General features: G+C 73.5%; 12 protein-coding genes and 1 pseudogene. 4 read left to right on the forward strand and 9 right to left on the reverse strand.

All coding sequences use genetic code 11. The features are described 5' to 3' along the window. The first annotated feature begins 90 nt into the window (after window positions 1-90). Window positions 91-1,191: a hypothetical protein gene (locus ACFZA0_RS06015; RefSeq protein WP_391012071.1), complete on the forward strand. Its 1,101-nt coding sequence runs from the start codon at window positions 91-93 to the stop codon at window positions 1,189-1,191. A 72-nt stretch (window positions 1,192-1,263) separates the two neighbouring features. Here the strand turns inward: ACFZA0_RS06015 and ACFZA0_RS06020 are convergent, their stop codons facing one another. From ACFZA0_RS06020 to map, 4 genes and pseudogenes are all read right to left on the reverse strand, one after another. Then, on the reverse strand, window positions 1,264-3,900 hold the full coding sequence (locus tag ACFZA0_RS06020) for a DUF6493 family protein (RefSeq protein ID WP_391012074.1): 2,637 nt from the start codon (window positions 3,898-3,900) through the stop codon (window positions 1,264-1,266). Beyond that, window positions 3,897-5,337, reverse strand: a pseudogene (locus ACFZA0_RS06025) (SWIM zinc finger family protein). The gene ACFZA0_RS06020 and the pseudogene ACFZA0_RS06025 overlap by 4 nt, the downstream one beginning before the upstream one ends. Window positions 5,338-5,588: 251 nt before the next feature. Next, a complete protein-coding gene (locus ACFZA0_RS06030) occupies window positions 5,589-5,897 on the reverse strand; it encodes a hypothetical protein (RefSeq protein WP_391012076.1) in 309 nt (102 codons plus the stop codon). A 283-nt stretch (window positions 5,898-6,180) separates the two neighbouring features. Beyond that, a complete protein-coding gene (gene map, locus ACFZA0_RS06035) occupies window positions 6,181-6,951 on the reverse strand; it encodes a type I methionyl aminopeptidase (protein WP_391012079.1) in 771 nt (256 codons plus the stop codon). A 66-nt stretch (window positions 6,952-7,017) separates the two neighbouring features. On the opposite strand from map, the gene ACFZA0_RS06040 reads away from it, so the two are divergent. After that, window positions 7,018-7,320: a helix-turn-helix domain-containing protein gene (locus tag ACFZA0_RS06040; protein ID WP_391012082.1), complete on the forward strand. Its 303-nt coding sequence runs from the start codon at window positions 7,018-7,020 to the stop codon at window positions 7,318-7,320. Window positions 7,321-7,374: 54 nt separating this feature from the next. Here ACFZA0_RS06040 and ACFZA0_RS06045 read toward each other — a convergent pair whose 3' ends face one another. After that, window positions 7,375-8,430, reverse strand: a complete 1,056-nt coding sequence (locus ACFZA0_RS06045; protein ID WP_391012085.1) for an NAD(P)-binding domain-containing protein — start codon at window positions 8,428-8,430, stop codon at window positions 7,375-7,377. A gap of 66 nt (window positions 8,431-8,496) precedes the next feature. On the opposite strand from ACFZA0_RS06045, the gene ACFZA0_RS06050 reads away from it, so the two are divergent. Beyond that, complete coding sequence (locus ACFZA0_RS06050; protein ID WP_391012088.1) at window positions 8,497-9,087, forward strand: TetR family transcriptional regulator C-terminal domain-containing protein; 591 nt, start codon at window positions 8,497-8,499, stop codon at window positions 9,085-9,087. Window positions 9,088-9,233: 146 nt separating this feature from the next. Here ACFZA0_RS06050 and ACFZA0_RS06055 read toward each other — a convergent pair whose 3' ends face one another. Then, window positions 9,234-9,803, reverse strand: coding sequence for a TetR/AcrR family transcriptional regulator C-terminal ligand-binding domain-containing protein (locus ACFZA0_RS06055; RefSeq protein WP_391012091.1), 570 nt, complete (start codon window positions 9,801-9,803; stop codon window positions 9,234-9,236). A gap of 209 nt (window positions 9,804-10,012) precedes the next feature. On the opposite strand from ACFZA0_RS06055, the gene ACFZA0_RS06060 reads away from it, so the two are divergent. After that, the gene (locus tag ACFZA0_RS06060; protein ID WP_391012094.1) at window positions 10,013-11,224 is read left to right on the forward strand and encodes an MFS transporter; all 1,212 of its coding nucleotides are present in this window, start codon (window positions 10,013-10,015) and stop codon (window positions 11,222-11,224) included. Between the two features lie 163 nt (window positions 11,225-11,387). On the opposite strand, the gene ACFZA0_RS06065 is transcribed toward ACFZA0_RS06060, so the two are convergent. The 3 genes from ACFZA0_RS06065 to ACFZA0_RS06075 all read right to left on the reverse strand — a co-directional run bounded on the left by ACFZA0_RS06065 (window position 11,388) and on the right by ACFZA0_RS06075 (window position 13,791). After that, entirely contained in the window at window positions 11,388-12,188 is an 801-nt protein-coding gene (locus ACFZA0_RS06065; protein ID WP_391012097.1) for an alpha/beta fold hydrolase, read from the reverse strand. A 122-nt stretch (window positions 12,189-12,310) separates the two neighbouring features. Then, a complete protein-coding gene (locus ACFZA0_RS06070; protein ID WP_391012101.1) occupies window positions 12,311-12,961 on the reverse strand; it encodes a lysoplasmalogenase family protein in 651 nt (216 codons plus the stop codon). Further along, entirely contained in the window at window positions 12,958-13,791 is an 834-nt protein-coding gene (locus tag ACFZA0_RS06075) for a sterol desaturase family protein (protein WP_391012104.1), read from the reverse strand. The genes ACFZA0_RS06070 and ACFZA0_RS06075 overlap by 4 nt, the downstream gene beginning before the upstream one ends. Window position 13,792 lies beyond the last annotated feature (1 nt).

Raw genomic sequence — 13,792 nt, forward strand, 5'->3', positions numbered from 1 at the left:
GCTTCGCACAACGTGCCGGACCGGCGGGCGGTCATAGCCCCCGTGACGGCAGGGGGCCGTGACGCCGGATCGACAGGTGGGGGAACCGAAGTGAAGCACTGGGGACGGGCCGCACTGGCCTTGGTGATACCGATGATGGCGCTGACGTCGACCGCCGGCACCGCGAGTGCCGCCGCCGGCGACGGCGGCTGCGACAACCCGCGCGTGCTGACCCTGCGGACGGCGGCGCAGGACAGCACCGGCACCGTCGAGGACATCAACGCGAGTGGTCTCGCCGTGGGCGTCTCCGGGCAACGGCCGGTGTACTGGACCGGGAAACGGGTGCACAAGGTGCCGGTGCCGGCCGGGTTCGACGGTGGACAGGTGGCGGCGGTCAACCGCCATGGCCTGATGGTGGGTTGGTTCACCTCGGGCGGAAGTGCGCTGAACAGCACGCCGTTCAGCTACCGGGCCGGAGCGTCCGCCGCCACGCTCCTCCCGACGGGCGGGGTGTCCGGCAAGGCCAACGACGTCAACGATCACGGACGGATCGTGGGCACGATCACAGGTGGGCAGGGTGGCGCGGTCTGGCGCAAGGGCCGCCTCGTCACCACCTTGCCGGTCGCCGACGGCCTGTCCGTCCTGGACGCCACGTCCGTCAACGACGCGGGTTCCGTCGTGGCGAACGGCAGGATCTGGAGCGACGGTCTGGAGGACTACCTCGAGGTCGTGCTCCTGTGGGAGTCGGTGGACGCTCCCCCGAAGGTCCTCGGGCCGTCCGTCGGGCCGTGGCTCCAGGCATGGGACCGGCCGGTGCTCGACGACCACGGGCGCGTCGTCGGTGCCCTGCTCAGCAGCGTGGAGAACGACGCCGTCCACTGGGATCCGCCGGAGTACGGGGACCCGGCGCAGGTGGCGAGCCTGGCGGGATTCAACGCGGGCCGTTTCACGGCGACCAGTCCGCACACGCAACTGGCCGTCGGCTACGCGCAGTTCCTGGACGGTGGGCCCCTCCCCGCCGACCAGGCAGAGGTCTGGCCCGGCACGGGCGCGGCTCTCGCCCTGCCCCGCCTGACACCGGACGGCGCGTCGCACGCCTACGCGGCCTCGGACAACGGTTCGGTCGGCGGGAACGCCGTGGACGCCGCCGGAGACGCGCGTCCGGTGGTATGGACCTGCGCGGTGAAGCAGGCGTACGCGCCGACGGCCTGACAGGCGGGGAGGCGTACGAGACGTGCGAGGCGGCCGTGGTCACGGCCGCCTCGTACGGTCCCGGTGGGAGCCTCACCCAACGGGTACGGCCGTCTCCTCCCGGTTCCGGTGCAGGGCGTCGCGCAGCCGGGCCGCCTGGGTGGCCAACCGGGAGCGGCCCGGACGGGCCGCCGTCGCGTCGAGACCCGCGGGGGGCTCGGCGACGGCCCGGGACTGCTCGGCGCACTCGGCGGCGATCTCCAGCAACTCCCCCGTGCCGCGCGGATCCGTGGCGCCGGTGAGCAGGGCGGGCAGGACTCCGGCGAGGACGGCCCACGTGGTGGCGTGCGCACCGGTCGCGGCGGCGGTGCGCAGGGCGTCGGCGAGCCGGACGGGCTTGACCGTCTCCAGTGCCAGCAGCTCGGTGAGGTCCACGCCGAGGCGTGCGGTGTCCAGCTCGCCGCGGCCCGCGAGGGTGAGGAGCGCGTCGACCGAAGGCAGCCGGTCCTCGGCGTGCCGGGCGCCGAGGCCCGTGGCGATCGCGAGGTGGAGCGCGGGTCCGGCAGGGCCCCGCGATCCGGCGGCGGCGAGTCCGGGCAGGATGTCGGTACCGCCGCGCTCGTCGTCGAGGGCGCAGGCGGTGACGCCGGGCAGCGACCAGGCGGCCAGGGTGTCGCGGTCCTCGGGCAGCAGCGCGATCAAGGTCTCGGGGGACCCTCCGTCCCAGCAGCGGCGGGTCACGCTCCGCGCCTTCCCGAGCTCGCGAAACCCGGCGGGGAACTCCGTCACGAGGACGGACCGCTCACCCGTGTCCAGAAGGTGCCGGTCGGGGGTGCCGACGTACCGGTGGTGGTCGGCCGGGGCGACATGGCGGGTGACGGTCGCGGGCCGGCCTGCCTCGCCGAGCCAGCTCGCGAGGCGCCGCCCCTCGGGCGTGCCCAGCTCGGTGGCCCGCGGCCGTACGGAGGCGTCGCGGCGCACCCGCAGCAGGGCCTGCGCGAAGTCGACGGGGCCGGGGGTGGCACCGAGACGGGCGTACTCGGCGAGACGGAGGACGAGGTCGTGCGGCTCCAGGGTGCCGTTGGTCCACGTGGGGGTGGCGAGCAGGAAGGGCAGCGGCTCGGTCGTGATGCCGCGGGCGGCCTCGGCCAGCCGGGCGTGTCGGGCGGCGAAGGCGTCGCTGTGGTGGCAGTCGCTGCGCCAGGTCAGCAGCGGGCGCGGCTCCGGACCGGACGGCCGGACGTCCAGGACGGCCGCTGCCACGCGTTCCAGGTTCGACAGTTCGTGGGTGTAGAAGTGCCGGCGTTCCGGGTCGAGCCAGAAGCGGTCCGCCAGGGCGGGGCGCAGGGCCGCGGCCAGGGCCGCGCGGTCGCGGTGGGCGTGGCGGACCAGCGCGTCGAGGGCGCGTTCGAACTCCTCGACGGACTCGGTGCGGGAGTTGACGACCGCGGCGACGAGTTCCACGGTCTCCTCGACCGTCTCCGGGGCCGGGGCGAGCCGCACGGGCGGCACGGGCGGGGGCAGCAGTTCCTCGTACGGGCCGGTGTCCTCCACGGGCGCGGCGTCGGCGCCGAGGAGTGCCACGGCACGCGCCCGGTGCACCGGGCTCAACAGGTGTGCGTGGTCGGCGAGTTCGGCGCAGAGGACGGCGTCGTCCCCGAGATGCGCGGCGGCCAGTTTCAGGGCCCGTTCCTGGATGTCGGTGTCCGTGTGGCCGAAGGCCTCGCCGATCACCGGGAGCAGTTCGGACGCAGCGGCGGGGTCGCGGGCAAGTACCTTGCCGAGCAGCACCAGTTGGGCCCGTACGAGTTTCTTCTCGGGACGGAAGAACACCGCGGCGGACATCTCCGCCAGCCGGGCGGGGGCGACGTGTCCTGCGACGGCCAGGCGGCCGAGGACCTGCTGCGCGTGACCGGCGACGGCGGACGGGGCGTCGGCGGTGAGCGCGATCCAGTCCGCGACGCGCGCCCGCTCCTCCTCGGCCGTGGGAGCCAGCGCTTCCAGTACACCCAGGTACGGCTTCAGATGGGGGGCCGTGCCGCCGCGCAGCAGACGGGCCGTGCAGGCGTCCAGGAGTACGGCGCGGTCGAGGCGCCCCTCGGCCGCGAGGTCCGCGAGCGCGGCGGCCCAACTGCGCCGTTCGTGCTTCATGTTGGCCCACACGAGGCTCGCGACCGGCTCCGGCGTCTCGAACAGTCGCGGAGCGAACGCCGCGAGGTGCGGATCGCCGCGCAACACGTCGGCGAGCTCGCCGTTCGCGGACCACGCGGCCGCCGCCCAGCCTTCGACGCAGCCGTCATCGGTCGGCACGGGACAGCCGGCCCACCGGACGAGTTCGAGGATGAGCGGGTAGTCCTCCCGCGCGGTGGAGGAGCGGGCCGCGAGTCGGTGGGCGAGGTCGCCGAGCCATTGCGGCTCGCGGTCCGCGAGCACGCCCATCAGTTCGTGCTCGGGAGTGCGCAGGCCGCGGCGCATGTCACGGCCGCCGATCCAGGAGGCAGCGGCGGCGGCACCGGTCTGGCAGGCGGCACCCGCGACGAGCAGGGCGGGGCTCACCCGCTCGCGTTCCTGCCGGCGGTCCCAGCCGAAGCCTCGCAGTTCGGCACGCAGTTCCTTCAACTCGACCAGCAGGTCGCGCCGTTGGGCCCGGTCCAGTGGCGCGAGCAGGGCGGGCAGCCGGGAGGTGAGCCCGGCGCGGACGGCGGTGAGGATGTCGGGCGTGCTGGTCATCGTGCGTCTCCGTTGGTGGCAGCGGTGGCGGCCGGGGCGGTGCGTGTCCCGGCCGGGGCGCCGGCGGCGGGCGAGGTGCCGCGCCGTGCCATGCGGGTGGCGAGGGCGTGCTTGCAGGGGCCGCGACGGCCGCGGTAGTCGGCCCACCACTGGCAGGTACAGCTGACGGCACCCCCGGACTCCCGGACCACGTAGCGGCGTTCGCCGGAGACGACGTGGGTGACGGCCGGGCCGTCGAAGGTGACGGCGTCCTCCGCCAGCAGGGCGCGGGCTGCCACCAGCCGTGGGTTGTGACGCTCGGCACGCCGGGCGTCGTAAGGGAGTTCGCGGTGGAAGTAGGCGGCCTCGGCGAGGTCGTAACCGACCTTGCCGGCGGTGCCCAGACGGGTGAGGGCGGCCCGGACCCGCTCGGTGGACAGACCCGACTGCTCGGCGAGGTCGGCGGGGATCGATGCGCGGTTCCCAGGCGAGCAGGACGGACACCAGATCGGCGTCGTCGGCCGCCGTACCGGTGGCGAGGGCCTCCAGCACGCTGCCCTCGCCGGAGAACCCGCGGTCGGCCTCCGGGGACAGGGTCAGGGTGAGCCGCAGGCCGGGCAGGGCGATCTCCCAGGCGGAGGCGGTGGGTGCGGCGCCGTCGTGCACGGGTCCGTAGACGCGCAGGGCGGTGGCCCGGCGCAGGACGCGCTGGAGGGCGGAGAGCCGCTCCGGTCCGGGCAGGCAGATCGCTCCGGGTGCAGGGCGGGTGGTGGGGCGCAGGGTCCGCCCCGCCGGAACCAGCCACAGCGGGCCGCCGGCCCGGCCTCCGGCGGCGGGGCTGCGCGGGAGGGAGCGCAGGAACCGGACGGCTTCGGCGGCGGTCAGTTCCGCGCGGAGGTCGAAGCCGGCGGTGATGGCCTGGGACTCGGCGAAGCCGCGCAGCCAGCGGTCCGGCAGCGGCACCTTCTTCTCGACCACCGGCCCGTCGAGGGTGGTCACCGCGAGTTCGTCGGGGCCCACCCGCAGATGCAGCGGATCGCCGCCGGGAAGCCGCGAAAGCGCCTCGCGCAGCGGGTTGTTGACGTCGACGTTGGTGGTGCCGTGGCCGGTGTCCGCCCCCTGGAGCCCTTCGGGCAGCACGTCGAGGCGGGCGTAGACCCCGCAGCAGCCGGAGAACGACTCGAAGCGCAACCGGTCGCCGTTCGCCGTGACCACCGGGTCGAGGGACGCCCCTCGGGTCCGCAGGAAGTACCGTGCGGCGGCCACGTCGGCTACGGCGAGCAGGCCGCGGGCGGCTGCCTGCGGCTCGCTCAGGAAGCCGGTGAAGAAGCGCGGATGCGCCTCGGCGCCGACCGGGGTCAGGCCACCCGCGGTCTCCAGTCCGAGGCTGCGTCCGGCGCCGGAGCCCGTGATTGCCGAGGCCCCCGCGTAGGCGAAGGTGTGTGCGGTTCGCGTCATGGCGCAGACGCTACGAGGGGCCACTGACAACGGCGTTCGCACGGCGCGGAGTTCGAGTCGGCGAGGCGCCGACGACGGACTTCGGCCATCGCGGGAGGGCGACCGGCCTGTTCCTCTCCGGCGACGGACGTCAACCGGGGAGGCCCTTCGGGGTCGCCGGAACGCGCGCAGGCCGCCGCCCTCCCGAGCCTCCACGACAGCCACGGCCACCGAGGCGGAGTCGGAGGCGGAGCGGCGAGGCCGGGGAGCGGTCAGGCGCCGGCCTCCTCCAGTTCCCTGCGCATGCCGAGCACTTGGAGGACGAGGCGGGCGTGGGAGAACAGCGCGAGTCCGACCAGGGCGACGGGCGTCGAGACGGCGAGGGCCGCCACGGGCTTGAGCCAGTCGCGGGGGAACGACACCGAACAGGTGGAACTGCAGTAGTAGGTGTGCGGCGGGGTGAAGAACTGCCAGACGGCGTAGACCCACAACAACACCGCGACCGTCAACAGCCCTGCTCCCCAGGCGCGTTGCCGCTCCGCGCGTTCACGGAACCGGCTTTCGACAACTGCTGGATGCATCCTGTCCCTCCCCCTCGGACCGCCCGCCGCCGCATCGCGACGGACGCACAACTCCCCACGCCGGCAACGGGCGTGGGCGGGCGTGGCCCCATGACCGACACGGCACTCTACTTGTTGGCCGCCCACTGCCGATCACGGCGCTCACCCGTCGAGGGGCGCAGGTACGAGCGGTCCGCCGCGCGTCCCGCACGTCGTGCGCGCCGCGGCCGGCCCGTCCGCACGCGGGCGCCCACGGCCGCACCGGCGGACACGGCCGCGCCGACCGGCGGGGGTGCCGCCTCGGCTACCTCGCCAGAGTCAGGATCTCGGCTCCGTCGTCGGTGATGGCGATCGTGTGCTCGGTGTGTGCGGTCCGGCAGCCCGTCGCGCTGCGGAGCGTCCACCCGTCGGTGTCGGTGACCAGTTCGGCGGTGTCCGCCATGACCCACGGCTCCAGCGCCAGCAGCAGCCCGGGGCGCAGCTTGTAACCGCGGCCCGGCCGACCGGTGTTCGGGACGTGCGGGTCCTGGTGCATCGTGGATCCGATGCCGTGTCCCCCGAACTCCGTGTTGATCCGGTATCCCGCCTCGCCGAGGACCGTGCCGATGGCGTGCGAGATGTCACCGATGCGGGCCCCCGGCCCGGCCACGGCGATTCCCGCGGCCAGCGCGCGCTCGGTCGCACTGATCAGCGCGACGCTCTCCGGCGGCCTCGTGTCGCCCACGACGAAGCTGATGGCGGCGTCGGCGGCGACACCGCCCCGGGAGACGGCGAGGTCGAGCGTCAGCAGATCGCCGTCGGCGAGCGTGTAGTCGTGCGGGCGCCCGTGGAGCACGGCGTCGTTGACGGCCGTGCAGATGTAGTGGCCGAACGGGCCGCGTCCGAAGGAGGGTTCGTAGTCGACGTAGCAGGATGTCGCGCCCGCCTCGACGATCATGTTCTTGGTCCACCGGTCGATGTCCAGAAGGTTCGTCCCGACCGCGCTGCGGCCCTTCATCGCCTGGAGGATCTCGGCGACCAGCGCGCCCGTGTCCTTCGCTCGGGTCAGCAGGGTGGGGTTCAGGATCTCGATCATGTGGCGTCCTTCTCGCGCAACCAATAACTATACCGGCCTAACTATACCGGTACTAGAATGCCGGGCATGGTCAGGTTGCCGCTCACCCCCGCAGACATCGAACGTGGACAGCGCCTCGGCGCGCTCCTGCGCCGGGCCAGAGGGGCGCGCTCGATTCTTGAGACCGCGCTCGCCGCGGAGGTCTCACCGGAGACGCTCCGGAAGATCGAGTCGGGCCGGGTCGCCACCCCCGCCTTCCCGACCATCGCGGCGATCGCCGACGTTCTGGGCCTCTCGCTCGACGCGGTATGGGCCGAGATCAGCGGGCCCGAACGCACCACAGGACCAACCAGCCCTGTTTCCAACGCACTTGAGCAATTGGCCTCGTAGCGGTCCGCGCGGGAGCGGGCAGGGCGCAGCGGGCCGCCACGAGCCGCCGAACCCCTACTCCGTGACCGCCCACGCCGCCCCGGGGGCGCGGTCGGCGCGAGCGGCCGCCGTCCGGGATTCGAGGGCGTGGACCACCGCGACCATGTCCTCGGCGCCGTGCCCCTGGGCGACCGTCTCGCCGTAGAGGGCGTGGCAGACGTCGAGGAGCGGGGACGCCAGCGCCGCCGAGCGCGCGGCCTCCGCGATCAGGCGGTTGTTCTTCAGGACGTCGGTCGCGCTGGCCTGCGCGGTGAAGTCCCGGGAGCGGAGCTTCGGCGCCTTCACCCTGGAGACGGCGCTCGCCATCGGGCCGGCGTCCAGCACCTCGTGCAGCAGGTCGTGGTCGAGTCCGTGCCGGTCGGCGAAGTGGAACGCCTCGGTCAGACCGGTGACCATGGTGATCAGGAACAGGTTCACCGCCAGTTTCATCAGCAGCGCCCCCGGGACCGCTCCGCACGCGAACGTGGCGCCGCACATCGGATCGAGCAGCGGACGCACCCCTGCCGTCACGGCCTCGTCCCCGGCCAGCATGGCCACCAACTGCCCTTGTTCCGCGGGGACTCGGGAGCCCGAGACGGGCGCCTCGACATACTCGCCCCCGGCCGCCCGGATCTCGTCGCCCAGCCCCGCCGAGAACTCGGGGGAGGTCGTGCCCATGTGGACGACGGTGCGCCCGGCGACGCGTGCACCGAAGTCCGGGCTCCCCCGTCCCAGGACCTCGTCGACCGCGGCCTCGTCGGCCAGCATGAGGAACACGGTCCCCGAGCGCGCGAAGACGTCCGCGGCGCTTTCCGCCACCACCGCCCCGGCGGCACGCAGCGGTGCGCACCGCTCCGCGGTCCGGTTGAACACGACCAGAGGCGTTCCCGCCCGGACGAGGTTGAGCGCCATGGGCTGCCCCATGACGCCCAGACCGATGAAACCGACACCGCCGGCCCCCGAGCCGCGCTCCGCACCGACGGCACCATCGCCGTCGTCGGCGCCGCCGGCAGCCATGCCCGTTTCCGCTCCCGCGCCCTTGCCCCTGCCCATGCCGCACCGACCCTCACCATCGACTATGACGGTCGTCATAGTAGCGAGCGTTATGACAGCGGTCATAGAGTGATCGGCGCGACGACACGAGGAAGGAGAGCGGCCATGGCAGAGTCCCGGCGAGGGCCCCGCGAGCGGATGGTCTTCAGCGCGGCCCAGCTGATCCGGCGCGAGGGCGTGACCTCGGCCGGCATGCGTGAGGTGGCCGCCCTCGCGGGTGCGCCGCGCGGTTCGCTCCAGCACTACTTCCCGGGCGGCAAGGAGCAGTTGGTCAACGAGGCGGTGGCCTGGGCGGGCGACTACGCGGCCCGGCGCATCACCCGTTTCGTCGACGGGATGCCCGTACCGACGCCCTCGGGCCTGTTCGCCGCGATGGCGGGCCAGTGGACCGACGAGTACCGCACGGTGGGATTCGCGGGCGGCTGCCCCGTGGCCGCGGCCACCGCGGACTGCGCCGGCACCACGCCCTCGACCCGCGAGGCGGCGAAGTCCGCGCTCGCCGCCTGGACCGCGGCGGTGTCCGGCGCCCTCACGGACATGGGCGTGCCGGAGGACCGCGCCCGCGGACTCGCCACCCTCATGGTCAGCGCCCTGGAGGGGGCGATCCTGACCGCCCGCGCCGAACTCGACGTCCGCGCACTGGAGTCCGTCGTCCGGGAACTCGGCCCCCTCCTCGATTCCGCGGTCACCCACTGAACCGCGGTACGGCGGCACTGCCGCAGCCCGCGCCGCCCGCCCCCACGGTGACACCGCCGACCGCCAACGACCCCCGACCGGTGGCGACTCCCGACCGGTGGCGGCGGCCGGCCGGCGGCCCCGCCCCGCGTCGGCCGACCGGTCGCTCAGGCCAACGCCCGCGACGCCGCCAGGAACGTGGCCACCAGGTCCCTGGCCCAGTCGCTGGACGCCGGCTCGGCACTGAAGATCGCGCGGTAGTACAGCGGGCCCAGCAGGAAGTCGACGGCGCTCTCGACCTCGGGGGCCGGGCCGCCCCGGGAGCGTTCGCGGTCGACGATGGCGCTGAGCTGCTCGTGACGGTCGCCGATGCAGGCGCAGCCGCCCTCCGGGCCGGAGCCGATCGTGGCGCGCATGAGGGCGAGGGTGTCGGGGTCGGCCAGGTCGGTGGCGACGTCCGCGAGCCACCGCTCCAGGTCGCCGGTCAGCGTGCCCGTGTCGGGGACGACGACGTCGCCGCTGAACCTGCTGGTCGCGACGTCGTTCAGGAGCTGGGCGACCGACCCCCAGCGGCGGTACACGGTGGTGGCGTGCACTCCCGCGCGGGCGGCGACGGAGGGGATCGTCAGCGCCTCCGCGGGTTCCTCGGCGAGGAGTTCCGCGACGGCGTGATGCACGGCCGCCCGCACCTTCGCGGAGCGGCCACCGGGACGTACCTGAGCTGAAGCGTCAACCATGGGGAAATTATCGCACCGATCGCTGCGTTAGTGGTAGCGTCCTTAACGCATCGATTACTGCGTTTGGAGAGATCGTGTCCGCCTCCGCCCTGCCCAGAAACGCCCGGCCCGAAAGCGTGCGACCTCAGAACGGCCCGTCCGCGAACCGGACCTCGCCCCCTTCTCCGCCCTCCGACGTCCCCTCGTCCGGGGGTGGACGACGACGCGAGATGAGCCGCTCGACGGCCTTCGCCGCCCTCGCGGTCGTCTTCGTGCTCTTCATGGCGGCGTCGAGCGCCCCCTCGCCCCTCTACGTCGTCTACCAGCAGCAGTGGCACTTCTCCGCGACCACCCTCACCACGGTGTTCGCCGTCTACGTGCTCGGAATGCTCGCGGCCCTGCTGGTCATCGGCGCCCTGTCCGACCACCTCGGCCGCCGCCCCGTGCTGCTGTCCGCGATAGCCCTCGAAGCGGCGTCGATGGTGCTGTTCCTCGCCGCCGGGAACGTCCCGCTGCTGCTGACCGCGCGGTTGGTCCAGGGCGTCGCCACCGGCGCCGCGATGACCGCCCTCGGCGCGGCCCTCGCCGACCTGAACCCCGCCCACGCACCGCACCGCGCCGGCGTCGTCACGGGCGCCGCGCCCACGTTCGGACTGGGTCTGGGCGCGCTGGGCTGCGGCTTCCTCGTCCAGTACGGGCCGCACCCGACCCGGCTCGTGTACGTGCTGCTGCTCGCCGTGCTGATCGTGGCGGGGGCCGTGCTCCTGGCGCTGCCCGAGACGTCGCTGCGGCGGCCCGGCGCCGTCCGCTCGCTCCAGCCCCGCCTCCGGATCGCGCCGCACCTGCGGGCGGACCTGCTGCGGCTGGTTCCGATCCTCGTCGCGAGCTGGGCGCTCGGCGGCCTCTACCTCTCGCTCGGACCGTCCGTCGCCGTCGGCCTGTTCGGCCTGTCCAGTCACGTCGTCGGCGGCCTGGTGGTCACCCTGCTGACCGCTCCGGCCTCCCTGACCGCGCTCGCCCTGCGCGGCTGGCCGGTCCCGCGCACCCTCACGCTCGGTGCGAGCCTGCTGCTCGCCGGCACCGTCGTCGCCCTGATCGGCGTCGAGGAGGACTCCCTGCTCACGGCGGCTCTCGGAACCGTCGTCGCGGGGGTGGGCTTCGGCTCCTCCGCCCTCGCCAGCTTCGGCACCCTGGCCCGGATAGCCGCACCGTCCGAACGCGGCGAGCTGTTCTCCGTCGCCTTCGTGATCTCCTACGTCTCCTTCAGCGTGCCCGCCGTCATCGCCGGGATCGCCGCCACCCACGCGGGCCTGCACGAGACGTCCGTCGTCTACGCCGCGGCGGTCGCCGTCCTCGCCGCGCTCGCCCTGATCGCCCAGTGGCTGCACTCGCGCCGCACGTCCGTCCCGGAGAACCGCGCGAAGACCTGCCCGCAGGCGTAGCCGGTGCCGGGGGTCGGCGCGGGCGACGCGACCGGGCCGCGAGTCCGCCCGCGAACCGCGGGCCACCACGACCGTCGCCGCCACCCGGGAATCGGGAGGGCTCCCGCGCAAGCGTCGCGCGGGAGTCCTTTCCCGTGCCGTCAGCCCTGACGGCCGGGCCCCGTCAACTCCCCTGCCAGGCGCGGCGGACGGGCATGATCGTCTTCACCGGCTCGCCGCCCAGGAAGTCGAGGATCGTGCGGTTGACGACGGCCGGCTTCTCCAGCGGAAGGGTGTGCGAGGTGCCCGGGACGATGGCCAGTTCGGAGTCGGGGAGCGCCCGGTAGAGGTCGATCGTGTGCTCCAGCGACATCAGGTCGTCGTCGGATGCCATGACCAGGGTCGGCGCGGTGATCCGGCCCAGGTCCTCGCGGGCGATGTCGGGCTGGGTGCCGAACATGTGGAGCACCTTGTCGACGACCACGGGCCAGTGCTCCGGCCCGTCGGGCGACACCGCCTCGTAGATCTCCTGGAGGAAGTCGAGCTCGGAGTCGTCGGACGACGCCGACTCGTCGGCATCGTCAGGCTTGGCCTCGACGTCGGGCAGGGGGCGGTAGTTGACGCCGATCGCGACGACCTTCCGTACGAGGTCGGGCCGGGCCATCGCGACGAGCAGCGCCACGATGCCACCGTCGCTCCAGCCGACGAGGTGCGCGGGGCCCCGGACGACCGACTCCAGGAAGTCGACGGTGTCGTTCGCCATGTCCTGGTAGTTCAGCGGACCGGCGACGTCGGGCGTCCGGCCGTGCGCCCGGCGTTCCGGAAGGAACAGGCGGTACTTCGCCGCGAAGTCGGGCCGCTGCCCGTCCCACGTCTCGTTGGTGCAGAACCCGCCGTGCAGGAGGACCAGCGTCTCCGCCGCGTCGTCGGGGCCGTCGGTGTCGTACCACGTTCTGACGCCCGGCAGTTCCACGTACTCGCCCACTGGTCGCACCTTTCGTCGCTGTTCAAGGGGGTCGTCGCCAGATTAGGCGGAGCCCGCCGCCGCAGGACGCAGGGTGGGACGCGTCCTCCGGCGGCTGCCGTACCGGTGCACCGTGCCGGCGGTCAGGCGCTTCCCGGTCGGAGGGTCCGCGTCGCCCCTCCCGTGAACGCGGTGACGAGCAGGGCCAGTGCCGCCGTGTACGTCACCATGACCAGCGCGCCGCGACCGAGGAAGTCGTGGTCCGCAGCGCCCAGCCCGACGAGGAGGTCGGAGGCGACGAACACCACGCCGCCCCACGCGGCTCCGCTCCCCCGCACCCGTGCCGTCAGCGCCATCGTGAGCAGCGCCAGGGCGTACACGGCCGCCGCGACACCCAGCGCCGGGCCGAGTGCCGGGACCAGCGCGGCCACGGCTGCCGCCCACACGACGAGGTGAACGGCGCACAGCGGTCGGCGAGTTCGCAGATACCGCAGTGCGCCCGCCGCCAAGAACGCTGCCGTCCAGCACAGTTGGGCGCCCAGGAAGAAGGCGAGTCCGCAGGCGAACGCCGCGTCACCGGGCAGCAGCAGCGCCACGTCACCCGCGGTCGCGAGGACGAGGCCGGCCAGCACGGGCCGGTGGCGGGTGCCGGTCCGCCGCCACAGGTGCACGGCGAGCACCGGCGCCAGCAGCGGTTTGGTCAGCCACTCCAGGGCCGGCCACCCCGCCGTCACGGCGACGACGTCGAGGACGGCCAGCAGGACGAACGCAACGAGCAGCGGCCGGCGTCTCACCTGTCCGCCGCGGGCGACCAGCCGGGCGGGCCGAAGACGTAGCCGACACGGTCGCGCCAGCGCCGCGCCGCGCGCACGTCCCGCCAGGCCGCCGCGTACTCGTGGAAGGCGACCCGCAGCGGGTTGTAGGTCGCGATGTTCTTCGTCAGCCCGTACACCACCCGCTCCCCCTCGGGTTCGAACGTGCCGAAGAGGCGGTCCCAGACGATGAGGATGCCGGCGTAATTGCGGTCCAGGTACACGTTGTTGGAGCCGTGGTGGACGCGGTGGTGGGAGGGCGTGTTGAAGACCCACTCCACCGGCCGCCACAGCTTGTCCACCCGCTCGGTGTGCAGGAAGAACTGGTAGATCAGGCTGAACGACTGCTGGAGCAGGATCATCCACGGCGGGATGCCGAGCAGGGCGAGCGGCAGCCAGAACGGCAGCGTCGTCATGGGCGTCCAGCTCTGCCGCAGCGCGGTGGAGAGGTTGAAGCGGACGCTGGAGTGGTGGACCACGTGGCTCGCCCACAGCACCCGTACCCGGTGGTGGGAACGGTGGAAGACGTAGTAGGCGAGGTCGTCCGCGAAGAACAGCGCCACCCACGTCCATCCCGACGAGGGGGACAGATGCCACGGCGCCACGGTGAACAGCGCCGCGTACAGGACGACCGTCACCGCCTTCCAGGGCAGACCCACGACCTGGCTTCCGGCGCCCATGGACATGCTGGTGACGGTGTCGCGGATCTCGTAGCCGCGCTCCTCGTCGTCCGGGAGGAACCGGTACGACAGCGCCTCGACGACGACCAGGAGCACGAACGCGGGTATCGCGTAGATCACTGCGGGGATCACT

The organism is Streptomyces sp. NPDC008150 (genome assembly GCF_042956945.1).
Classification (GTDB): domain Bacteria; phylum Actinomycetota; class Actinomycetes; order Streptomycetales; family Streptomycetaceae; genus Streptomyces.

Coding starts and splice junctions, on each gene's coding strand:
- ACFZA0_RS06045 (WP_391012085.1), bottom strand. CDS start 8,430: ATGACGACCGTCATAGTCGATGGTGAGGGTCGGTGCGGCATGGGCAGG.
- ACFZA0_RS06050 (WP_391012088.1), top strand. CDS start 8,497: ATGGCAGAGTCCCGGCGAGGGCCCCGCGAGCGGATGGTCTTCAGCGCG.
- ACFZA0_RS06030 (WP_391012076.1), bottom strand. CDS start 5,897: ATGCATCCAGCAGTTGTCGAAAGCCGGTTCCGTGAACGCGCGGAGCGG.
- ACFZA0_RS06040 (WP_391012082.1), top strand. CDS start 7,018: ATGGTCAGGTTGCCGCTCACCCCCGCAGACATCGAACGTGGACAGCGC.
- map (WP_391012079.1), bottom strand. CDS start 6,951: ATGATCGAGATCCTGAACCCCACCCTGCTGACCCGAGCGAAGGACACG.
- ACFZA0_RS06020 (WP_391012074.1), bottom strand. CDS start 3,900: ATGACCAGCACGCCCGACATCCTCACCGCCGTCCGCGCCGGGCTCACC.
- ACFZA0_RS06055 (WP_391012091.1), bottom strand. CDS start 9,803: ATGGTTGACGCTTCAGCTCAGGTACGTCCCGGTGGCCGCTCCGCGAAG.
- ACFZA0_RS06060 (WP_391012094.1), top strand. CDS start 10,013: ATGAGCCGCTCGACGGCCTTCGCCGCCCTCGCGGTCGTCTTCGTGCTC.